The sequence below is a fragment of the Hyphomonas sp. genome, from assembly GCF_036964145.1.
Taxonomy (GTDB): Bacteria; Pseudomonadota; Alphaproteobacteria; order Caulobacterales; family Hyphomonadaceae; genus Hyphomonas.
In genome coordinates this window covers 113,954-133,885 of sequence record NZ_JBALUC010000003.1, presented here as the reverse complement: position 1 = coordinate 133,885, position 19,932 = coordinate 113,954, and the positions used below count along the sequence as shown (strand labels likewise).

Here is a 19,932-nt window from a genome sequence, read left to right as displayed (position 1 = left end):
TACCCTCTCAGCTTGAGTGTCTGACGTTCAGGGGCAGCGCATAGCGGGTTTGGACGTATGCGTCGAGAGCGCGCGCTACTCTGCCGCGGCGGACTGTATATCCTTGATCCCGCGAGTCTGCAGGAATTTGCGGATATTACGTGCAGCCTGTCGAATACGTTGCTCATTCTCGACCAGCGCGATGCGGACATGCCCATCGCCCTGCTCACCAAAGCCCGCGCCCGGCGCGACGGCCACATGCGCCTCATTGATCAGCTGCAGCGAGAATTCGAGGCTGCCCATGTCCTTGAGCGGTTCCGGAATGGGGGCCCAGGCAAACATCGAAGCTTTGGGAGATGGGATGGGCCAGCCCGCGCGGGTGAAGCTCTCGACCAGCACGTCGCGCCGCGAGCGGTAGATCTGACGGAATTCATCAACGCAATCCTGTGGGCCGTCCAGCGCTGCGGCAGCCGCGACCTGGATTGGCGTGTAGGCGCCATAGTCGAGATAGGATTTCACACGGCCCAGCGCGCCAACCAGTTTCTCATTGCCGGCCACAAATCCGATCCGCCAGCCTGCCATGGAATAGGTCTTCGACATGGTGGTGAATTCGACCGCAATGTCCTTCGCGCCCTCCACCTGAAGGATCGAAGGGGTGGGCTCATCAAAATAGATTTCGTTGTAGGCAAGATCCGACAGGACGATCAAATCATGCTTGCGTGCAAACTTCACGGCTTCCTTGTAGAAGTCGAGATCGCACACTTCGGCCGTTGGGTTCGACGGGAAGCACAGCACCATCGCTGTCGGCGGTGGCACGCAATACTTTACGGCCTTGCCGAGATTGGACAAATATTCTTCCGGCGTGTGCGCGGGCACACTGCGGATGGACGCCCCGGCAATGATGAAGCCGAAGGAATGAAGCGGGTAGGACGGGTCCGGCGACAGTATGACATCGCCTGGCGCAGAGATGGCCTGGGCGAGATTCGCAAACCCTTCCTTCGAGCCGAGCGTCACGATGACTTCCCGGTCCATGTCGAGCGAGACGTCGAAGCGGCGCTGGTAGTAATTGGTCACGGCGCGGCGCAGGCCCTTGATGCCGCGTGAGGCGGAATAGCCGTTCACATCTGGCCGGCGCGCTGTTTCGCACAGCTTGTCGACGATGTGTTCTGGCGTCGGCATGTCGGGATTGCCCATGCCGAGATCGATAATGTCCGCACCTTGCGCGCGCAGGGCAGCTTTGGTGCGGTTCACCTGTTCAAAGACGTAAGGGGGTAGTCGGCGGATCTTGTGGAAATCTGTATTCATCTGCTGGCGGCCCGAAGGCCCCTCGTAACTCGTGGAACATCGAAAGCGGATCGAATGGCCGCGATCTCCTCATCCGTCAGGAAGTCGGAGCTGGCCTCAAAGCCCGCAAATTCGCGCCGGACGGTCTCTTGGAGATCCTCTATCTCGGCAGCGATATTTGCGGGCGGAACCGCTCGCGCGCTGTCCGCAAATATCGCGCGTAGCTCTGCTCCGCGTGATTTCGATGCCGGCAGGGTCTGTCCGGGCGTCGCCCCTTCGGCGATGACCGGAACGTCGATGATTTCAGGATAGCCTTCGCCACGTATCTCCACACGGCGCGCATCATACCAGTCCGGCGCTTGGTCGATGGCAGTCCTGACCTTTGAAAACGACCCCGTACATGCTGCCAATAGCAGACAGCACACACTTATGAGGGGAATCGCCGTGTTTTTCATGGTTAAACTCATTAAATCACAATTATTCAGTAGAATAGTTAGAGGCGGCTAAACAAGGCGATATTGGGACGAATGGTCGACCGCAAGAACAATAAAGACAGCCAGCCATTGCTCGCCGAGATCCTCGCCCAGCAAAACCCCGTGCAAATGCAGTCCCTGCTGACCACGCTGGCGCTGGCCAATACAGAATCTCACGCCCTGTTGCTAGACGTCCTGTCAGGATCAGGGCCTCTCGGCACTGTGACGAATGGCGACCCAATGGGTGTAGGCGAAGCTTTCCGCGCCGTGGGCCAGAGCTTTGCGAAGAACCCCGCTGCGTTGATGAACGCCAACATGCAGCTCATGCAGGGCTGGATGGAGCTCTGGCAGGAAATGGCACTGGAAGGCATGACCGGCGCTGCCAATGCGGTCAGGGACAAACGCTTTTCCGATCCGGAATGGGATCGCAATCCCGGCTTCAAATTCATCCGCAAGGCCTATGATCTCAACGCCAAGTGGCTGATGGGCCTGGCCGACCATGTGAAGGACGACCTGCCGGACAACATTCATCTGCGCGCAAAATTCTTCAGCCAACAACTGGCCGACAGTCTCGCGCCGACCAACCATCTCGGCAGTAATCCGCAAGCTCTGCGCAACTTCTTCGAAAGCGGCGGCGAGAGTGTGCTGGCCGGTATTCGCATGGCCCGAGATGACGTCAAAAAGGGCAATGGCAAACTCTACATCACCCAGACCGATGAGACCCCGTTCAAGCTCGGTAAGAATATCGCGACCGCGCCCGGTGAAGTCGTGTTCCGGAACGACCTCATCGAGCTGATCCAGTACAAGCCACCCGGCGAGCAGACTTATTCCCGTCCGTTGCTGATCTTCCCGCCCTGGATCAACAAATTCTACATCCTCGATCTGCGCGAGGAGAATTCGATGATCCGCTGGTTACTCGACAAGGGCCTTTCGGTCTTTGTCGTGTCATGGCGTTCAGCAGATGAAGTCACGTGTGACTACACCTGGAACGACTATGTGAAGAAGGGCGTCTATGCCGCCGTCGAGGCCACGCTTCAGGCCACCGGCCAGAAAGGTCTCAACGCGGTCGGGTATTGCATTGGTGGCACCCTGCTCTCCTCCGCGCTCGGCCATATGGCGGCGACCGGCGATGACCGCATCAAATCCGTGACCTTCTTTGCGTCCCAGTCCGATTTCAGCCTGGCCGGAGACCTGAAAGTCTTCACCGACGACAATGGCCGCGCCTATATCGACTCCATCATCGAGGAAAATGATGGCATCATGCCCGGCTCGATGATGTATGAGACGTTCAACTGGCTGCGCCCGATCGACCTCGTCTGGCGCTATGTCATTGACCAGTACATGTTGGGCAAGGAACCGCGCCCGTTCGACCTGCTCTACTGGAATGCGGACCAGACCAATATTCCCGGCAAGGTACACCGGAAATATCTGAAAGACTGCTACGCAGAGAACAAGCTCGCACGTGGCAAGTTCAAGGTGCTCGGCGAAACCGTGGACCTGAAACAAGTCGACATCCCGATCATGGTACAGGCCAGCCGCGACGATCACATCTGTCCGATGGAAAGCGTCTATCGCACGGCCAAAGTGTTTGGCGGCAAGACGAACTTCATCCTCGCCGCCTCAGGCCATATTGCCGGCGTCGTGAACCATCCGGATTCGGGAAAATATTGCCATTGGACCAATAATGGCGCCCTACCAGACTCCGGCGAAGAATGGCTCGAAGGGGCCGAGGAGCACGCAGGCTCCTGGTGGCCAACCTGGTGGGAATGGTTGCGTCCGAAATCTGGCCGCAAGGTTGTTGCCAAGCAGCCGAAGGACATGGGCCTCGGAGCCGCGCCGGGCACTTATGCCAGAGTACGTCTGGAAGACATCAAACTCGGTTAGACTCAGGCAATCAGCCCGGCATCCTCATCAAGACCGAGAGCGATGTTGAGGTTCTGGACGGCCGCGCCGGATGCACCCTTGCCGAGATTGTCGAACCGCGCCACCAGGCGTGCCTCTTCGTCCGAGCCGAACACGAACAGATCGATCCGGTTTGTCCCGTTGCAGGCCTCCGGCTCGACGCCTTTCAATGCATCGCACTCAGCTAGGGACGGGACATTCACGAAGCGCTCACCTAGATAGGCGTCTGCCAGCGCCGCATGGATCTGCGCGCGGCGCGGCTTGCCAGTAATTGCCCAGAGCGGCAGGCCGATCTCAACGATCATACCCTGGGCGTACCGTCCCACGGACGGCATGAAGACCGGCATATGTTCCAGCCGGGAGAATTTCTTCATCTCGGGCGGATGCTTGTGCTTCTGCCCAAGCGCATAGATCCTGTGATTGTCTTCCGAATAGGTGTTTGATGCGGCGTCCTCGAACTCCGCGATCATGGCCTTGCCGCCACCTGTGTATCCGGAGACAGCTGAGACCACGATGGGCCAGGACGTCGGCACGAGCCATTTCGACACGAGTGGACGCAGGAGCGCGATCACGCCGGTCGGATAACAGCCCGGATTTGAAATGCGCCGGGAGGCCTGGATCGCCGCGCGCTGACCCTTGTCCATCTCCGGGAAGCCATAGGTCCAGCCATTGGCCACGCGGTGCGCGGTGGAGGCATCAATGATGACCGTGTTCGGATTGGTGACGAGCGACACACCGAGCCGCGCCGCATCATCCGGCAGGCACAGGATGACCGCATCAGAAGCATTCATCAGGCGTGCACGCTCGGTATTGTCCTTGCGCTTGTCTGGATCGATCGACACCAGTTCGAGGTCGGTACGAGCCCGCAGGCGCTCGGCAATCTGAAGACCAGTCGTCCCGGCTTCGCCATCGATGAATACCTTGGGCAGCATAGCGAGTGTGTTCCAAATTCTGGACAAAATAAAACGGGCGCTCCGTCTCCGAAGCGCCCGCCTGAATAATCGTATTCGGTGTGCGGCCTAGCGCTTCGAGAACTGGAAGCTGCGGCGTGCTTTTGCACGGCCATACTTCTTGCGCTCGACGACGCGTGGGTCACGGGTCATGAAGCCGAACGGCTTGAGGACCGCGCGCAGGCCTGGCTCGTAATTGACGAGGGCGCGCGACAGGCCGTGACGCACAGCGCCTGCCTGACCGGAGAGGCCGGAGCCCTTCACGGTTGCGATGATGTCAAACTCGCCTTCGCGACCGGCTTCAACCAGCGGCTGGGCAATCACCATGCGCAGCACAGGGCGCGCAAAATACTGTTCCTGGTCACGGCCGTTAATCGTGATCTTGCCGGTGCCCGGCTTGATCCAGACGCGGGCGACAGCCTCTTTCCGGCGGCCCGTGCCATAGGCGCGGCCCTGAGCGTCGATCTTCGGCTCAATAGGTGCGGCCGGAGCTTCAGCTTCCGTTGCGCCGGACATGGCGCCAAGATCCTGGAGGGAGTTTGCAGTGTCAGTCATGTTGATCAGGCCGCCTTGATGTTCTTGCGGTTCATGGCTTTGAAGTCGACAGCGTCGGGCTTCTGGGCCTCGTGTGGGTGATCCGCGCCGCCATAGACGTGCAGTTTCGAGAACTGCTTGCGGGCCAGCGGGCTTTCTTTCGGCATCATCCGCTTCACGGCGAGTTCAAGCGCGCGCTCAGGGAAACGACCGTTGAGGATTTTTTCCGGCGTCGTGGACTTGATGCCGCCCGGATAACCGGTGTGGCGGTAGTACACTTTGTCCGTCATCTTGCGACCGGTGAATTTCACCTTGTCGGCATTGATAATGACGACGTGATCGCCCGTATCGATATGGGGTGTAAAGTCAGCACGGTGCTTGCCGCGCAGGCGCTTGGCGACATATGAAGCAAGGCGTCCGACGACGACATCGGTCGCGTCGATCACGACCCAGTTGTGCTCTACGTTGGCTGGTGCGTTATAGGTTTTCATCGCTCTACTAAGAGCCTCTCGCTTTCGGAGTTCATGGAATGCAATTCAAGCGCTGGCGTTTAAGCGCCACTTCCCCGGTTGTCAACGCAGGGCTTGGCCTCACCCTGCTTTTTACAGCAGTTGGATGCTCGAAGAAAGCCGAAGCCCCCGAAGAGCCGGCGGCAGCCCCTGAAATTGCTGTAGGCGTGGAGCTTCCGGCCGTGTGGTCAACCCGCCCACTTCAGGGCAAAGTCAACGCTGTGGCGCTGTCTGGCGGCCTCGGAGGCCTGCTGGCGATCGCTTATGAGCGCGGCGGCCTGCAATTATTCAACATGAATGGCGAGATTCTCGGCGAACCGGCCAATTTCCGGCTGACCGACCTTGCCAGCGGCCAAAGCACCACCCTTGCGGGCAGCACGGTCACGATTTTCCCCGGAATCACCCGTGAGGGACAGTTGAAGGCCTATCTCTATGGAGAGGGCCTGCTCGCCCCGGCACAGGTCGACCTGCCCGTCCCGGATACAAGTTCGGTTGTCGGCGTGTGCTCAGGCCCGCTGCGTGCCAGTGGCATCATGCGGCTCGCCTACTGGACCTCCACAAATGACCGCGTGCTCCAGACTGGCGTTGTGCGGGAAGAGAATGGTGAGTTCTCATGGGATGCTGGCGAATCGACCTTCACCGATTTTGGCATCAAATCGTGCGCCTATACGAGCGACACGCTGGTCGCCTCCCCGCGTGCGACCAGTGCCGCCTCGCTGTCGCGTGGAGACTTCGATGCCCTGCTCTCTATAGAGGATGGCAGCGGCCTTCAGATTTCAACCGATCTCGGCATGACAAACAAGGATGTCAGCGTGCGTGATGGAATTACCGTTATCGCACCGGACACGCCCGATGCCATGGCAGCCATGGGCACGATGATGAATGGCGGCTATCCCGGCGGCGTGATCGTGATCGCGGGCGAGACAGGCCCCGACCAGCACCAGGCCGTCTTTGTCGATCCGAGCGCGCTTACGCTGGCAGGCTCACGCTAGGCGCGCCGCGCGACCGCCAGACCAGCCGCACCGCTGCCAAAGTCACAATCACGCCAAGACCCTGATGAACCAGAGCAAGGTTCATCGGGGCGGCATGCACCAGTGTGAGGATTCCCCACACGGCCTGCAGGGTGACGAGTATGGCGAGCCAGCGGAAATCCTGGCGAAGCGGCGTGCTCCGGAACGCCCATGCTGACGCGAGCGATCCCGCCCAGATCAGGTATGCGAGGAGACGGTGGTTGAATTGCGTTGCGGCGCGTCCTTCAAACAGGCTGCGCCCGCCCAGCCCGTCTTCCAGATAGTGTGAAGGGACAATTTCCCCCGCCATCAGCGGCCAGTCATTGTAGGACCGGCCCGCATCAAGACCGGCGACCAGAGCCCCGGCAGCCATCTGGAGGAAAATCGCGACCAGAAGCACCACGGCCACGGTTCGGGCCAGGTCCGGCACCATCGGACGCGCTTTTGCGCCCAGATCGTGCCAGAGCCAGGCGACATAGGCGATGATCAGCAGGGCTAACATGAAATGCGTCATCAGCCGGTATGGCGCCACATCAACGCGGGTCGTTTCGCCAATGCCGCTCGCAACCATCCACCAGCCGATGGCTCCTTGCAGGCCGCCCAGTCCGATCAGCGCGACCAGATGCCAGGTGAGGCGCTTTGTCAGCCAGCGACGAATGGCAAAGAAGGCAAAACCTGCGACAGCGACCAGCCCGATCATGCGGCCAAAGAATCGATGTCCCCACTCCCACCAGAAGATCTTCTGGAACTCGGCCAGCGACATGCCCTGATTCACGAACTGGTATTCGGCGGTCTGCTGGTATTTCGCAAACTCTACCTGCCATGCGCTTTCGGAAAGCGGCGGCAGAGCGCCACTGACGGGATTCCATTCGGTAATGGACAGACCGGAATCGGTCAGGCGTGTGGCTCCGCCAATCAGGATCATGGCGTAGACCATCAGGCCTACAAGGATCAGCCAGCGACGGATCCAGATTGCGGACGGACTGATTTTTGACGTTTCACTCATGCGCGATACATGATCCAAGCAGACGCCCGTGCAAGAGGCGGCAAAGTCGCATGTGCAGCTGAGAGATCGAGCCATGAGCTATCCGACCAAGAAAATCATCGCCAGCCTGATCCTGCTGGGCTTCATGGTCTGCTGGATAATCATGGTCGGCTCTGTCGCGCCAATGGTCTCGACCTGGCCCAAATGGGCGATGATGCTGTTCTACGTGTTCGCGGGAATCGGCTGGATCATCCCGTTCAAACCGATCTTCGCCTGGATGAATCGCGGCGCGCCGCCACAGGAAGACTAGTCTTCCGGCTTGTTCTTGGTGGCTTCCTTGAGGCGCGCAAGCATGACGGCCGGATCATCCGGCGTGTCCGCCTCATCGGGCTCCGGATAATCATCCTCTTCAATCTCTTCGTCATCAGTGACGCCGAGCGGGAGCTCACCCGCCTCGCCTGACATACTTTCAAATTCGTCTTCATCCATCCCGGATTTGAGGCGGCCCAGAACTGTTTCGCCGCCCACAAGGGTCTGACCCGGCCAGATCAGCTGGCCTGCATTCGCGGGGACATAGACATCGCACCAGCCGCCGAGCCGCCGCTTTCCGAACACACGTCCAAGGCGCATGATATCGCCTGTTTCGGCCTCCAGTTCCTGACGCGGCCCCAGACCGCCGGTGGCAATCCTGACCCCGACCTGCTGGGCGCGGCTTTCAAACAACAAATATGAGACCGCGAGCCCGTCTGCATCGGGCCGCATGGCAAATGGGACAGAATGTTCGCCGTCTTCCGTTATCAGGCTTTCGAGACTGCCGGCAATCGGCGCGTAGAGCCTGTTGGTGGCGGCAGGAGACGAAGAAATCCGGATACGGGTCGTCGCCGAATCCGTCATCCGCATCTCACCCGGCGCATCCGTGCGGGTCACCGAGACGACCACGCCATCGCAGGGCGCCACAATGCCATTGGCGAGATCCGGCGCGACCCGGTTGGACCAGCGCGCGGCCATCAGCGCGGCGATCATGGCCGCAAAGCCGACCCAGAACAGCGGATCCCAGACCCAGCTCAACAACAGGCCAACCAGAAGACAGGCCAGCGCTGCTGCGACGCCTTCCCAATCCAGTCCGCCCGTCAACCAGGGGGTCGTTTTTCGCTCAAGGTCTTCTGTCATGCCCGCCAGCTTTCTCTATTCCGCCGCGAGCGCGATCTCCGCGCTCTTGGCCTGCCTTTCCCACATATCAGCATATTTGCCGCCTTTTGCCAGCAAGTCTGCATGCGTGCCACGTTCGATGATCCGGCCGGCCTCAAGGACGATGATCTCGTCGGCGGATTTCACCGTCGACAAGCGGTGCGCCACCATGAGGGTGGTTCGGCCCTCAGAGGCATCTTCAAGTGCGTCCTGCACGGCCTCTTCCGTTGCACTGTCGAGCGCCGATGTCGCCTCATCAAGCACGAGAATGGCGGGATCAGCCAGGATCACCCGCGCAATTCCTACCCGCTGCTTTTCCCCGCCGGACAGTTTCAGCCCGCGCTCTCCCACGCGGGTCGACCAGCCTTCGGGAAGCGATTCGATGAAATCGAGCAATTGCGCCCGGCGCGCAGCATCCCGCAGCTCTTCATCACTCGCATCAGGACGAGCGTAAGCGATGTTGGACCGGATCGTGTCATTGAACAGGACGACATCCTGAGGCACCAGTCCCAGCGCCTTGCGCAGGGATTCCTGTGTCAGCGATCTGACATCCTGCCCATCGACCAGCACACTGCCCTGATCGACATCATAGAAGCGGAACAGGAGCTTGAGCAGCGTCGACTTGCCGGCACCGGATGTGCCAACGAAGGCGATCTTGCGGCCGGGGGACAAGTCAAAGCTGACATCCTGCACGCCGACGGCGCGGCCTTCATGGTTGAAGCCGACATTGCGAAACTCGACATGACCGGCAGGCTTCGAGAGCGGCATGGCATCTGGCGCATCGGCCACTTCGGTTTTCATGGCGAGCAGCCCGTAGAGCTTTTCAAGGTCCACCGCGCCCTGCTTGATCTCCCGCCAGGCCCAGCCGAGGATGTTCAGCGGCGCATAGAGCGACAGAAGCATCAGCATCACGGCCGTCAGGTCGCCGACACGCATTGTGCCCTGAATGACATTCCACGCGGACAGGACGAGCACCGCCAGCAAGCCGGCATTCATGACCACGGCCTGGGTCGCGTTCAGCACATACATGGACCGCACGGCATCGACGTAGCGATGATTGTAATTGCGCATGGCATCATTGAAGCGGCCCGTCTCACGGCGTTCCGCAGCGAAGGACTTCACCGTCTCGAAATTGGTCAGGATGTCGACCGATGTTGCCCGGAAATGCGTGTCGGCTTCATTCATGCGCCGGCGCTGGCGCACGCGCCATTCGGTGATGATGACCGTTGCAATGACATAGATGATGATCGTGAACACCGCGATCAGGGACAGGCGATAATCATACGCCACGCCGAGCGCAATGGAGGCGAGCACCAGCCGCACGAAGGTCGGGCCGATATTGAAGGCGAGGAACCGGATCAGATAGTCGATGGCACTCGCGCCGCGTTCGATCACGCGGTTCAGCGCGCCGGTGCGCCGCGTCTGGTGAAAATTCAGGGACAGCGATTGCGCATGGCCGAAGGCGTCGACGCTGGCAATGCGTTGCGCGTCCTGGCTGACGGGCGAGAACAGCCAGTCCCGCGCCTGAGGCAGCGCCGCTGCAAGAAAACGCACCCCGATCCCGATGGCCAGCCAGTAAGCCGCCGCGCCAAAAGCCGCAGCTTCCCCGCCTTCGGGGACAGCGCGGTTGATCGCATGGCCCAGCAACAAAGGCGACACAACTTCCAGAACAGACGCAGCCAGCGTCACCAGAATGGCAATGACCATGATCGGCCGCCATTTCGACAGTTCCGGCCGTGCCAGAAGCTTCAGGATACGCACGATGGAAACACCGATCCCGCCATCGGCGCTCTCGATCTTGTCATGGTCTGCGGCGGCGGTGTGGGGATTCGTCATCGCCCGCATATGGTAACAAAATGACAGATCAGCAAACCCTGCGTGTTGCGCTGGACCGCGAAACGTCCTGAAATTGTCACTGGTGGAGTATTGGAAGCCCTCATATAGGGCACACGACGCTCCCGAGGGATGCAAGCTGGAAAGGCGAAACCCGCATGACGAAAATCAAGTCCATCTGCGTTTATTGCGGCGCGTCCGATAATGTCCTGCCGGGCTATATCAAGCTGGCAGAGGAACTCGGCCGCGAACTCGCGAAACGTGACATCCGCCTTGTGTATGGCGGCGGCGGCGTTGGCCTGATGGGCGCCTGCGCCCGCGCCGCGCATGAAGCAGCTGGGGATGTGCTTGGGGTCATGCCACGCTTCCTGCTCAGCAAAGAGCGCATCTACGAGGAAGTCGAGCATCGCATCGTTGATGACATGCACACACGCAAGCAGATGATGTACGAGGAGGCTGACGCTTTCATCGTGCTGCCGGGCGGTATTGGTACGCTGGAAGAAGCCGTCGAGATCCTGTCCTGGGCTCGGCTCGGCCTTCATGCCAAGCCGATGGCATTCCTTGACGAAGATGGCTTCTGGTCACCCTTCTTCGAGCTGATGGAACACATCATTGACGGCAAGTTCACGCCGGAATCCTTCCGAGCCTCCCTGGTTCATAGCGACACGCCGAAAAAGGCCATCGATGCCTTGAGGGACAAGATCATAGTCCTCGACAGCTAGGTCGCGAGGCGGCCCCTCAGCCCTGAAAGCCCTGGACGTCTTCCAGTGGCTTCTTGTTGAGGTCCATGCCCAGCGCCAGAACGATGGTCGAGGCGATGAAGATGGACGAATACGTCCCGATCAGCACACCCCAGATCAGCGCAAAGCTCATCCCGCGCAGGACAGGCCCGCCGAGGAAGAAGATGGCCAACAGGGCCAGCAGGGTCGTGCCGGACGTCAGCAAGGTACGCGACAGCGTGCCGTTCAGGGCGAGGTCGATGACCTCCTTGTCGGGCATCTTCTTGTATTTGCGCTTCTCTTCCCGCACGCGGTCGAACACGACCACCGTGTCGTTCATCGAGTAACCGATGATGGTCAGCAGGGCCGCGATGGTGGTCAGGTTGAATTCCATCTGCAGGAACGCAAACACGCCCAGCGTGATGATCACGTCATGTGCGAGCGCTGCCACGGCGCCAATCGAGAACTGCCACTCGAACCGGAACCAGATATAGACCAGCATGAGGACCAGTGCGGCGACCAGCGCCGTGATCCCGTCGCGGAATAGCTCCTGCGAGACTTTCGGTCCGACGGAATCATTGCGGAGGATCTGGTCATCTGTGATGCCCAGGGTCTCTTTCAGCGTGTCCGTCACCAATTCATTGGTAGCCCCGGTGGCGCGTTCCGCCTGCTCGCTGACCGGCAAGGCCTGAAAGGCTTCGCCCAGCACGGACGCATCCGCTTCGCCATATTTCACCACGACGATGCTGCGCGCATCGGTCCCGACCGCGCTGTTCACATCCGCATTGAGCGGCATGGCCTGACGCACAGCCTCGACGGTGACCGTGTCCGTCTGCTCCAGCTCCATCACGGTGCCGCCGGCAAAGTCGACGCCGAAATTGAGGCCACGGGTCGACAGGAAGAACACCGACGCCGCAATCAACAGCGACGACACGACCGCGCCGATCAGGCGAAGATTCATGAAGCTCAGATTAGTCTTCTGGGGCCAGAATTTGAGTAGCATATCGTATCTCCTCCCGGGCCTAGACCGCGAGCTTCTTGGGACGGAAGGTTTTCAGCCACATGACCGTGAACCAGCGGGTCACGACGAAGGCGGTGAACACCGATGTGACAATACCGATGGCAAGGGTCACAGCGAAGCCCTTCACCGGACCGGAGCCCAGAAGGTAAAGGATGATGGCCGCGATCAGTGTGGTGACGTTGGCATCGAGAATGGTCGAGAAGGCGCGCTCGTAACCGGCTTGTACCGCCGTCATCGGGGAGCGCCCGTTGCGTTGCTCCTCGCGGATACGCTCGAAGACAAGCACGTTGGCATCCACCGCCATACCGATGGTCAGGATGATGCCCGCAATCCCCGGCAGGGTCAGCGTGGCGCCAAGGCCTGACAATGCGCCCAGGATCAGCACGATATTGGCCGCGAGCGACCCGACGGCGAAGCCACCCATCAGCCCGTAGGCAATGATCATGAAGATCGCAACCAGGGCGAGGCCGATCATGGAGGCGCGCGTGCCGGCGCGAATGGAGTCATGCCCCAGCGTCGCGCTGACGGTGCGCTGGTCGAGGAACTGAACCTTGGCTGGCATCTCACCGGCCTCGATGATGGCGGCGAGATCCTGGGCCTCTTCCTGCGTGAATGAGCCGGTGATGCGGACGTTGCCGCCCGGGATCGGCTCATTGATACGGGGCGCGGACATGATCACATCGTCCAGAACGATGGCGAAGGGCTTGCCGGAATTGTTGCGGGTGGTCTCATAGAATTTCCGCGCACCATTGCTGTTCAGGCGGAAATTGATCTGAGGCCGGTTGCCTTCGTCGAAGCCTTGCGCGGCATTCGCGATATCGGCGCCCGTCACTTCTGGAATGTTGCGCACGAGAAGCGGCCCGGTCTCAGGGCCTTCCAGCAGGCGATACCCTGCGCGCGGCACACCGGCCTGCGCCGAGGTAATGGCAGACGGGCTGTCATCCACGAGGTTGAACGTCATCTTGCCGTCACGGCTGAGCAGATCCTTCAGGCGCTGCGGGTCAGGCTCGCCGGGCGCCTCCAGGATGATGCGGTCATTGCCCTGCGGCGTGATCGCGATTTCGGAAACGCCATCCGGGTCGACCCGGCGGCGGACAATGGTCATCGTCTTGCCGAGCGCGTCCTTCATCAGCGCTTCTTCCGACGCCGCCGGAACCGTCACGATGATGCGGTCATTGCCGCGCTGTTCGATGTCATAGGTCTTCGCGCCGCCAATGGCGCCTTCCACATTGCTGTTCAGCTTGCGCATGCGGCGCAGGGCTTCATCCATCGGGAAATTGCCATCGGCGTCAGGGCGCGTCAGCGTGATTTCCAGTTGGCGACCCTTGACGTCCGGCAAATGGCCGATGCGTTCGGAGGGGGCCACATTGGTGAGCGCGCTGCGCACATCGCCGGCAAACACTTCCAGACGGTTGGCAATCACCTCGTCCGGATTGATTTCCATCATCAGGTAGACGCCGCCCTGAAGGTCGAGCCCCAGATTGACGCCTTTCTTGGGCATGAAGCCCGGCGCATCGTCCATGTTCACGACATTCGGCAGCGCCATCACGACGCCCCACGCCAATGTCAGCAGAACGAGCGCAACCTTCCAGGGTGGAAATTGAAGCATGCGGGAATCCTTGTCATCCGAAGGGCCGCAAGCGGGCCCTGCAGGCCCTTAATCGTTGGCGGCAACCGGCTGGTTCTTGCCACGGACGTCAATCACCATCTGCTTGATGATCTGCACGCGCACGCCTTCGGCCAGTTCGACCGTGAGTTCCTCGTCACCGGGCTTGGTGACCTTGCCGACGATACCGCCGGAGGTGACAATCGTGTCGCCCTTCTTGATATTCTCGATCAGGGCCTTGTGCTTCTTCGAGCGCTGTTGCTGCGGACGGATCAGCAGGAAGTAGAATATCAGGATCAGCGGCAGGAACAGGAGCACCTGGCTCATGATGCTGGGGCCCGAGGCGCTCGGCGCGGCCTGCGCCAGAGCTGGCAGTGTTACAACAGCAGCGGCTGTCGTCAGCGTGGCTAGTCTGGTCAGCATTTGGTTATCTCCCGTAGACCCCTGAAAATGTGATGCTCCTATAGCTGTGGGCAGGGACATTGGCAAACAAGCCCTGCAGATGAAACAAGTCAGCCTAAAGCGCCGCCGAGCGTCCGGCGATCAGGGGCGGCAGGTCATGGGTCAGGCCGAGCCATTCAGTCGCGCCATCCGCCGTGATACGGGCGATCTGTTGCCGGCCCTCACGCATCAACGGGGCGATGACCGATCCGCCGGCCCGTAGCTGGTCGAACAGGACTTGCGGCACTTCGTCCACCAGACCCGTGAGGAGGATGCGGTCATAGGGGCCACGCTCTGGCCAGCCGAGCAGGCCGTCGCCATGCCGGACGGCGACATTGCCCAGCCCGAGCTTCACGATTCGCTGGCGCGCATGATCGGTCAGCCGGTCGTAGCGCTCCACGCCAAACACATCGGCGGCGAGCCTGGCGGCCAGTGCGGCCGTATATCCGGCCCCCATGCCGATGATCAGGATACGCGCCTCACGCTGGCGGCCGAGGTCAAGGGCCTGGAGCAATTGCCCGGTCGCCACAGGGCGCGGAATGATCTGACCGCACGGGATCGGCAGCACGCAATCGGCGAAGGCAAGTTCCTTCAGTGCCGGATCGTCCACAAAGGCGCCGCGATCGACGGTTTCCATCGCCCGGAGCACCCCATCATCCGTGACCCCTTCCTGGCGCAGGCGCAGGACAAGTCGGGCAGCACGGAACGGGTCGGCGATCAGGTCTTCCATAACTCCCGCAGCGTCCGGAGGAATACTTCATGCGTCAAGTCCACATGAAGCGGGGAGATGGAGACATAGCCGTCATAGATGGCGCGCAAATCGGTGCCCTCATCCGGTTTGGAGAGTTTGCTCTTGTACCCGACCCAGTAATAATCGTTGCCGCGCAAGTCTTCGCGGCGGTCGGTATGGATGATCGATTCGTCGCGGAAGCCCTGACGGGTGATCTGGATTCCCTTCACGTCTTCCGGGTCGACGTCCGGAAAGTTCACGTTCATCACCGCGTCGCCGGGCCAGCCATGCTCGATAAGTGGCTTGATGGCCTTGCTGCCCCAGGCGCGGGCGGTGTCCCAAGGCAGGGAGCCGCGCTCGCGGAAGCTCTGAGACTGGCTGAGGGCGATGGACGGGATACCGAGCTGCATACCGAACAGCGCCGCCGCGATGGTTCCGGAGAAGCTGGTGTCCTCGGCAATGTTCTGGCCGCGATTGACGCCGGACAGCACAAGGTCCGGCTTTTCCGGCATCAGATTATGTGTCGCCAGCAGCACGCAGTCGGACGGCGTACCGGCAACAGCCCAGGCCTTGTCGCCCACTTCGCGCGTGCGGATCGGATGGGTCAGCGAAATCGCGCGGCCCTTGCCGGACTGTTCCTCTTCCGGCGCGGCGATCCAGACATCGTCGGAAATTTCCCGCGCAATGTCTTCCAGCACCGCAAGGCCCGGCGCGTTGATGCCATCATCATTGGTCAGCAGGATTCTCATGCAGAAATTACCTTCAGCCCGCCCATGTATCCGCGCAGGGCTTCTGGCACGGTGATGGAGCCGTCTTCATTCTGGTAGTTCTCGAGGATGGCCACTAGCGTGCGGCCGACCGCAAGGCCAGAGCCGTTCAGCGTGTGGACGAATTCGGGCTTCGCGCCCGCTTCCGGGCGATAGCGCGCGCTCATGCGGCGGGCCTGATAGTCACCGCAATAAGAACACGAGCTGATCTCGCGATACGTGTCCTGGCTCGGCAACCAGACTTCGAGGTCATAGGTCTTGCGCGCCCCTGCCCCCATATCGCCCGCGCAGAGCAGCATCCGGCGGAATGGCAGGTCGAGTTTTTTCAGGATCGCTTCGGCGCATTCGGTCATGCGCTCCAGTTCGGCCAGCCCCTCTTCCTCATTCGCAACGACCGAGACCATCTCGACCTTGTTGAACTGGTGCAACCGGATCATGCCCTTGGTGTCACGGCCCGCACTGCCCGCTTCCGACCTGAAGCAGGGCGTGTGTGCGGTGAAGCGCTTCGGCAGCTCGCCGGGCTCGATGATGCTGTCGCGGACAATGTTCGTCAGCGGAACTTCGGCGGTTGGGATGAGGAAAGCGCGCTTCAACTTGTCCATATTGTAGGATTCCAGCGCCTTTTGCCGGTCCTTGTCTATTTGGTCAGCAAACGCTTTATACTCCTCGCCGAGCTTGGCTTGAAAAGCATTGATGATATCCCAAACTCTTAGCTCCAACGCCTTAGAGGTGCTTTCCGAGGAACTTTCCTCAAGCCCGCTCACAATTGCTTCGATCAAATCCTGACGGCGCTGTCTCTGCAGAACGGATTCGTGTGCAACCAGAGCTTTTGCTCTGGTTTGTTGGTAGTCCCCGAAGACTTCGAATAAATCTTCGTCGAACTTCGGCAACTGTCCCGTACCTACCAACGCCTGGTCTTTCACCAGCAAGGGCGGGGAGCATTCCGTGTACCCATGCTCTTCGGTCTGCACATCCAGCATGAAGGCCGCGAGTGCGCGCTCGAACCGGGCGAGTTTGCCCTTGAGCAGCACAAAGCGCGCACCGCTCATCTTGGCGGCAGTCTCGAAATCCATCATGCCGAGGGCTTCGCCGAGATCGGCGTGGTCCTTGACCTCGAAATCATAGGCTTTCGGCTCGCCCCAGCGGCCCTGCTCGACATTGCCATCTTCATCCTGGCCTTCCGGCACTTCGGCCAGCGGGATGTTCGGCAAGCCATAGAGGATTTCGTCGAGTAGCTTGCGGGCCGCTTCTTCCTGCTCGCCGGCAGCCTCAATCGTATCCTTGGCGTCGGCAACGATCTGGCGCAGGCGCTCGAACTCCGCCTCATCACCCGAGGCTTTGGCCCGGCCAATCAGCTTGGAGGTCTCATTGCGCAGCTTTTCCGCTTCCTGCTTGTCGGTCACAGCCGTGCGCAGGGCCGCGTCATGCGCGTGAATATCATCGACGGAATCGCCAAGGCCCGGCTTCTTCCGGTTCCAGGCGGCGCGGAAAGCCTCGGGGTTTTCGCGGATGGCGCGGATGTCGAACATGTCTGATGGTCCTGTGTGGTCAGTCGGTCCTTGCTCTAATCCGCGCCGGGCCTGCCTGCAACCGGGGGATATGCTTAGTCATTTTGGGAATCAGACCTTGGGGCCGCGCCCTGCGCGTGCGCTTGGCCCTGCTCGGGGAAATCGCAGGGCGATTTCTTACTCCCTCGCAGCATCCTCTTCGGCCTGCTTCTTCTCGATCAGTTTCACGCACCAGATGGAGATTTCGTAGAGCATCAGTACCGGCACAGTCAGCAGGATCTGCGAGATCACATCCGGCGGGGTGAAGAAGGCCGCAAAGCAGAGAATGGCCACGATGGCGTATTTCCGGCCCTTCGCCAGCGCCTCGGACGAGACGATCCCGATCCGCCCCAGCAGGCTGAGGATCACCGGCAACTGGAACGACAGACCAAAGGCCAGCATCAGCGCCATCACCAGCGAGAGATATTCCGACACGCGCGGCAACAATTTGATCGTCGCGACCGTACTCTCGATGTTCTCCTGAGAGATTGAGAAGCGTGCCAGCATGGGCAGCATCAGGAAATAGACAAAGGCCGCGCCCAGCGTGAACAACAGCGGCGCAAAGACCAGATACGGCCAGAACGCCCCCCGTTCACTCTTGTAGAGACCCGGCGCCACGAACTGGTAGACCTGCCAGGCGACAACCGGGAAGGACAGGAAGATGCCTGCAAACACGGCCAGTTTCAGCTTGGCGAAGAAGAATTCCATCGGGCCGGTAAAGATCAGTTCCAGCGGCGCGCCGCGAATGCCTTCGGCCACACGGGCAAACGGCGCAAGCAGGAAGTCATAGATCGGCTCGGCAAAGAAGAAACAGACGATTGAGGCCACCGAAAGCGCCAGCAGAGCCTTGATCAGGCGCGCACGCAGCTCCACCAGATGCTCCAGCAATGGGGCCCGGCTCGACTCGACCTCATCATCAGTGAAGTTCGGCTGTTCATCCTTTGGCGGTACGGTATTCACGCGGCATCATCCCCGGGTTTCGGCGAGGCCGGCTGGGTGTCTGGTTCGGCCTGAGGCTCAGGGGCGGTGTCCGGCTTCCGCGCGGCAGGTTTGGGCGTGGGATGCTTCTCCATGACCGCAGAGTTCACGTCTGCTTCAAAGGCCGCCAGATCGTCCTGCGCCTTCTTCATCGTGTTGTCTTTCTTGAGGTCCTCGATTTCCTTGCGGAGTTCATCGAGTTCGCTCTGGCGGGCAATATCCTCGAACGCGGCCTGGAACTCACGCGCCATGGCGCGGCCCTTGCCGACGAACTGGCCGACCCGGCGCATCATCATGGGTAGGTCCTTCGGGCCGACAATAATCAGCGCCGCAAGACCCAACAGCAAGAGCTCGGAAAACCCGATTCCGGGCAGCATGCTAAGCGCCCTCCACTCGGCAGCTTATGACGAGGCCTTCGTCTCGTCTTTTTGGGGGGTGACGTTGACCATCTCGTCATTGTCGACGGATTTGGTCTCTTCCTCGTCCTTCAGGCCCTTGCGAAAGGCCCCGATGCCCTTGGCCATGTCGCCCATGATGGAAGAAATACGGCCACGGCCACCGAACAGGAGGAGCGCAACGACCACAACGATCAGCAATTGAATCCAGCTTGGCGACATGCCTCTCTCCTCGAAGAATTCCCTGAATATATACAGCAGCTCACGCTGGAACAATGGAACGAAGCTGCTAAAGAACAGCCATGCGTATCGCCACATGGAATGTCAACTCGATCAAGGCACGGCTTCCCACAGTGTTGGAAGTCCTCGACGCCATCAATTGCGACGTCGTCTGCCTCCAGGAAATCAAGTGCGAAACCGACGCGTTTCCCTATCTGGAACTGGAGGAACGCGGCTGGAACTGTGCCGTGCTGGGCCAGAAAAGCTACAACGGCGTCGCCCTCCTTTCCAAGCACGAAATCGAGGATGTCACCAAGGGCCTGCCCACGATCGCGGACGACCAGGCGCGCTATATCGAGGCACTGGTGCTCAGCGAACACCCAATACGCGTGGGCGGTCTGTACCTGCCGAATGGCAATCCGGCCCCCGGTCCGAAATACGACTACAAGATGGAATGGATGGACGCGCTGGAACAGCATGCGCGCAATCTGCTCAAGCAGGACGAGGCGTTCGTGCTGTGCGGCGACTATAATTGCATCCCCACGCCGGAAGATTGCTGGGACGAAACTGTCTGGCAGAATGACGCCCTCGCCCTGCCCCAGACCCGCTCGGAATTCCGGAAACTGAAATATCTCGGCCTGGCAGATTCTTTTGAACTGACCGATGGACGAGCACATCAGTACACATTCTGGGATTATCAGGGCGGCGCCTTCAAGAAGGATCGCGGCATCCGGATCGATCATCTGCTCTGCTCGCCGCAAGCTTGCGACAGGCTCCAATCTGTGGAGATCTATCGCAAGGCCCGCGAGCTGGACAAACCGTCAGACCATGTGCCGGTCATCGGCGTCTTCGAAGACTAGAG

At 60.4% G+C, this 19,932-nt stretch carries 22 protein-coding genes; 5 read left to right on the top strand and 17 right to left on the bottom strand.

The window, feature by feature from the left end:
* Nucleotides 1-75: 75 nt before the first annotated feature.
* Nucleotides 76-1,284, bottom strand: a complete 1,209-nt coding sequence (locus V7660_RS10365; RefSeq protein ID WP_335602967.1) for an LL-diaminopimelate aminotransferase — start codon at nucleotides 1,282-1,284, stop codon at nucleotides 76-78.
* A complete protein-coding gene (locus V7660_RS10360) occupies nucleotides 1,281-1,718 on the bottom strand; it encodes a hypothetical protein (protein WP_335602966.1) in 438 nt (145 codons plus the stop codon). The genes V7660_RS10365 and V7660_RS10360 overlap by 4 nt, the downstream gene beginning before the upstream one ends.
* A 72-nt stretch (nucleotides 1,719-1,790) precedes the next feature.
* Here V7660_RS10360 and V7660_RS10355 point away from each other — a divergent pair, with 72 nt between their 5' ends.
* Nucleotides 1,791-3,620: a PHA/PHB synthase family protein gene (locus V7660_RS10355; protein ID WP_335602965.1), complete on the top strand. Its 1,830-nt coding sequence runs from the start codon at nucleotides 1,791-1,793 to the stop codon at nucleotides 3,618-3,620.
* Nucleotides 3,621-3,622: 2 nt separating this feature from the next.
* Here the strand turns inward: V7660_RS10355 and argC are convergent, their stop codons facing one another.
* The 3 genes from argC to rplM form a co-directional block, all read right to left on the bottom strand.
* Nucleotides 3,623-4,570 (bottom strand): N-acetyl-gamma-glutamyl-phosphate reductase, encoded by a 948-nt coding sequence (gene argC / locus V7660_RS10350; protein WP_335602964.1) that lies wholly within the window; start codon nucleotides 4,568-4,570, stop codon nucleotides 3,623-3,625.
* A gap of 87 nt (nucleotides 4,571-4,657) precedes the next feature.
* On the bottom strand, nucleotides 4,658-5,104 hold the full coding sequence (gene rpsI, locus V7660_RS10345; RefSeq protein ID WP_233347546.1) for a 30S ribosomal protein S9: 447 nt from the start codon (nucleotides 5,102-5,104) through the stop codon (nucleotides 4,658-4,660).
* Between the two features lie 44 nt (nucleotides 5,105-5,148).
* Nucleotides 5,149-5,613, bottom strand: a complete 465-nt coding sequence (gene rplM, locus V7660_RS10340) for a 50S ribosomal protein L13 (RefSeq protein ID WP_335602963.1) — start codon at nucleotides 5,611-5,613, stop codon at nucleotides 5,149-5,151.
* Nucleotides 5,614-5,813: 200 nt separating this feature from the next.
* Between rplM and V7660_RS10335 the strand changes: the two genes are divergently transcribed.
* The gene (locus V7660_RS10335) at nucleotides 5,814-6,623 is read left to right on the top strand and encodes a hypothetical protein (RefSeq protein WP_335602962.1); all 810 of its coding nucleotides are present in this window, start codon (nucleotides 5,814-5,816) and stop codon (nucleotides 6,621-6,623) included.
* Here the strand turns inward: V7660_RS10335 and V7660_RS10330 are convergent.
* Nucleotides 6,601-7,647, bottom strand: a complete 1,047-nt coding sequence (locus V7660_RS10330; RefSeq protein WP_335602961.1) for a COX15/CtaA family protein — start codon at nucleotides 7,645-7,647, stop codon at nucleotides 6,601-6,603. The two genes, V7660_RS10335 and V7660_RS10330, sit on opposite strands and share 23 nt — an antisense overlap.
* Before the next feature lie 73 nt (nucleotides 7,648-7,720).
* Between V7660_RS10330 and V7660_RS10325 the strand changes: the two genes are divergently transcribed.
* The gene (locus tag V7660_RS10325) at nucleotides 7,721-7,936 is read left to right on the top strand and encodes a DUF2842 domain-containing protein (protein WP_335602960.1); all 216 of its coding nucleotides are present in this window, start codon (nucleotides 7,721-7,723) and stop codon (nucleotides 7,934-7,936) included.
* On the opposite strand, the gene V7660_RS10320 is transcribed toward V7660_RS10325, so the two are convergent.
* Entirely contained in the window at nucleotides 7,933-8,796 is an 864-nt protein-coding gene (locus tag V7660_RS10320) for a phosphatidylserine decarboxylase (protein WP_335602959.1), read from the bottom strand. The genes V7660_RS10325 and V7660_RS10320 overlap by 4 nt on opposite strands.
* Before the next feature lie 15 nt (nucleotides 8,797-8,811).
* Entirely contained in the window at nucleotides 8,812-10,659 is a 1,848-nt protein-coding gene (locus tag V7660_RS10315) for an ABCB family ABC transporter ATP-binding protein/permease (protein WP_442910042.1), read from the bottom strand.
* A 146-nt stretch (nucleotides 10,660-10,805) separates the two neighbouring features.
* On the opposite strand from V7660_RS10315, the gene V7660_RS10310 reads away from it, so the two are divergent.
* Nucleotides 10,806-11,369, top strand: a complete 564-nt coding sequence (locus V7660_RS10310) for a TIGR00730 family Rossman fold protein (RefSeq protein WP_335602957.1) — start codon at nucleotides 10,806-10,808, stop codon at nucleotides 11,367-11,369.
* A 16-nt stretch (nucleotides 11,370-11,385) separates the two neighbouring features.
* Here the strand turns inward: V7660_RS10310 and secF are convergent, their stop codons facing one another.
* From secF to tatA, 9 genes are all read right to left on the bottom strand, one after another.
* On the bottom strand, nucleotides 11,386-12,369 hold the full coding sequence (gene secF / locus V7660_RS10305) for a protein translocase subunit SecF (protein WP_335602956.1): 984 nt from the start codon (nucleotides 12,367-12,369) through the stop codon (nucleotides 11,386-11,388).
* A 19-nt stretch (nucleotides 12,370-12,388) separates the two neighbouring features.
* The gene (gene secD / locus V7660_RS10300) at nucleotides 12,389-13,996 is read right to left on the bottom strand and encodes a protein translocase subunit SecD (RefSeq protein ID WP_335602955.1); all 1,608 of its coding nucleotides are present in this window, start codon (nucleotides 13,994-13,996) and stop codon (nucleotides 12,389-12,391) included.
* A gap of 48 nt (nucleotides 13,997-14,044) precedes the next feature.
* Complete coding sequence (gene yajC, locus V7660_RS10295) at nucleotides 14,045-14,416, bottom strand: preprotein translocase subunit YajC (protein ID WP_335602954.1); 372 nt, start codon at nucleotides 14,414-14,416, stop codon at nucleotides 14,045-14,047.
* 94 nt (nucleotides 14,417-14,510) lie between these two features.
* The gene (locus tag V7660_RS10290) at nucleotides 14,511-15,164 is read right to left on the bottom strand and encodes a protein-L-isoaspartate(D-aspartate) O-methyltransferase (RefSeq protein WP_335602953.1); all 654 of its coding nucleotides are present in this window, start codon (nucleotides 15,162-15,164) and stop codon (nucleotides 14,511-14,513) included.
* A complete protein-coding gene (gene surE / locus V7660_RS10285; RefSeq protein WP_335602952.1) occupies nucleotides 15,152-15,913 on the bottom strand; it encodes a 5'/3'-nucleotidase SurE in 762 nt (253 codons plus the stop codon). Before surE ends, V7660_RS10290 begins: the two co-directional genes overlap by 13 nt.
* On the bottom strand, nucleotides 15,910-17,460 hold the full coding sequence (gene serS / locus V7660_RS10280) for a serine--tRNA ligase (protein ID WP_335602951.1): 1,551 nt from the start codon (nucleotides 17,458-17,460) through the stop codon (nucleotides 15,910-15,912). The genes surE and serS overlap by 4 nt, the downstream gene beginning before the upstream one ends.
* A 156-nt stretch (nucleotides 17,461-17,616) precedes the next feature.
* Nucleotides 17,617-18,438, bottom strand: coding sequence for a twin-arginine translocase subunit TatC (tatC, locus tag V7660_RS10275; RefSeq protein ID WP_335602950.1), 822 nt, complete (start codon nucleotides 18,436-18,438; stop codon nucleotides 17,617-17,619).
* Nucleotides 18,435-18,833, bottom strand: a complete 399-nt coding sequence (gene tatB, locus V7660_RS10270) for a Sec-independent protein translocase protein TatB (RefSeq protein ID WP_335602949.1) — start codon at nucleotides 18,831-18,833, stop codon at nucleotides 18,435-18,437. Before tatB ends, tatC begins: the two co-directional genes overlap by 4 nt.
* A gap of 24 nt (nucleotides 18,834-18,857) precedes the next feature.
* The gene (gene tatA, locus V7660_RS10265) at nucleotides 18,858-19,073 is read right to left on the bottom strand and encodes a twin-arginine translocase TatA/TatE family subunit (RefSeq protein ID WP_335602948.1); all 216 of its coding nucleotides are present in this window, start codon (nucleotides 19,071-19,073) and stop codon (nucleotides 18,858-18,860) included.
* An 80-nt stretch (nucleotides 19,074-19,153) separates the two neighbouring features.
* On the opposite strand from tatA, the gene V7660_RS10260 reads away from it, so the two are divergent.
* Nucleotides 19,154-19,930, top strand: a complete 777-nt coding sequence (locus tag V7660_RS10260) for an exodeoxyribonuclease III (protein WP_335602947.1) — start codon at nucleotides 19,154-19,156, stop codon at nucleotides 19,928-19,930.
* Nucleotides 19,931-19,932 lie beyond the last annotated feature (2 nt).

Excerpts from the sequence above, each read along its gene's own strand:
- tatA (WP_335602948.1), bottom strand. The coding sequence starts at position 19,073 with ATGTCGCCAAGCTGGATTCAATTGCTGATCGTTGTGGTCGTTGCGCTC.
- V7660_RS10365 (WP_335602967.1), bottom strand. The coding sequence starts at position 1,284 with ATGAATACAGATTTCCACAAGATCCGCCGACTACCCCCTTACGTCTTT.
- yajC (WP_335602954.1), bottom strand. The coding sequence starts at position 14,416 with ATGCTGACCAGACTAGCCACGCTGACGACAGCCGCTGCTGTTGTAACA.
- serS (WP_335602951.1), bottom strand. The coding sequence starts at position 17,460 with ATGTTCGACATCCGCGCCATCCGCGAAAACCCCGAGGCTTTCCGCGCC.
- V7660_RS10260 (WP_335602947.1), top strand. The coding sequence starts at position 19,154 with ATGCGTATCGCCACATGGAATGTCAACTCGATCAAGGCACGGCTTCCC.
- rplM (WP_335602963.1), bottom strand. The coding sequence starts at position 5,613 with ATGAAAACCTATAACGCACCAGCCAACGTAGAGCACAACTGGGTCGTG.
- V7660_RS10310 (WP_335602957.1), top strand. The coding sequence starts at position 10,806 with ATGACGAAAATCAAGTCCATCTGCGTTTATTGCGGCGCGTCCGATAAT.
- V7660_RS10325 (WP_335602960.1), top strand. The coding sequence starts at position 7,721 with ATGAGCTATCCGACCAAGAAAATCATCGCCAGCCTGATCCTGCTGGGC.
- secF (WP_335602956.1), bottom strand. The coding sequence starts at position 12,369 with ATGCTACTCAAATTCTGGCCCCAGAAGACTAATCTGAGCTTCATGAAT.
- V7660_RS10320 (WP_335602959.1), bottom strand. The coding sequence starts at position 8,796 with ATGACAGAAGACCTTGAGCGAAAAACGACCCCCTGGTTGACGGGCGGA.
- V7660_RS10290 (WP_335602953.1), bottom strand. The coding sequence starts at position 15,164 with ATGGAAGACCTGATCGCCGACCCGTTCCGTGCTGCCCGACTTGTCCTG.
- secD (WP_335602955.1), bottom strand. The coding sequence starts at position 13,996 with ATGCTTCAATTTCCACCCTGGAAGGTTGCGCTCGTTCTGCTGACATTG.
- surE (WP_335602952.1), bottom strand. The coding sequence starts at position 15,913 with ATGAGAATCCTGCTGACCAATGATGATGGCATCAACGCGCCGGGCCTT.
- V7660_RS10315 (WP_442910042.1), bottom strand. The coding sequence starts at position 10,659 with ATGCGGGCGATGACGAATCCCCACACCGCCGCCGCAGACCATGACAAG.
- V7660_RS10360 (WP_335602966.1), bottom strand. The coding sequence starts at position 1,718 with ATGAAAAACACGGCGATTCCCCTCATAAGTGTGTGCTGTCTGCTATTG.
- argC (WP_335602964.1), bottom strand. The coding sequence starts at position 4,570 with ATGCTGCCCAAGGTATTCATCGATGGCGAAGCCGGGACGACTGGTCTT.
- tatB (WP_335602949.1), bottom strand. The coding sequence starts at position 18,833 with ATGCTGCCCGGAATCGGGTTTTCCGAGCTCTTGCTGTTGGGTCTTGCG.
- V7660_RS10330 (WP_335602961.1), bottom strand. The coding sequence starts at position 7,647 with ATGAGTGAAACGTCAAAAATCAGTCCGTCCGCAATCTGGATCCGTCGC.
- rpsI (WP_233347546.1), bottom strand. The coding sequence starts at position 5,104 with ATGTCCGGCGCAACGGAAGCTGAAGCTCCGGCCGCACCTATTGAGCCG.
- V7660_RS10355 (WP_335602965.1), top strand. The coding sequence starts at position 1,791 with ATGGTCGACCGCAAGAACAATAAAGACAGCCAGCCATTGCTCGCCGAG.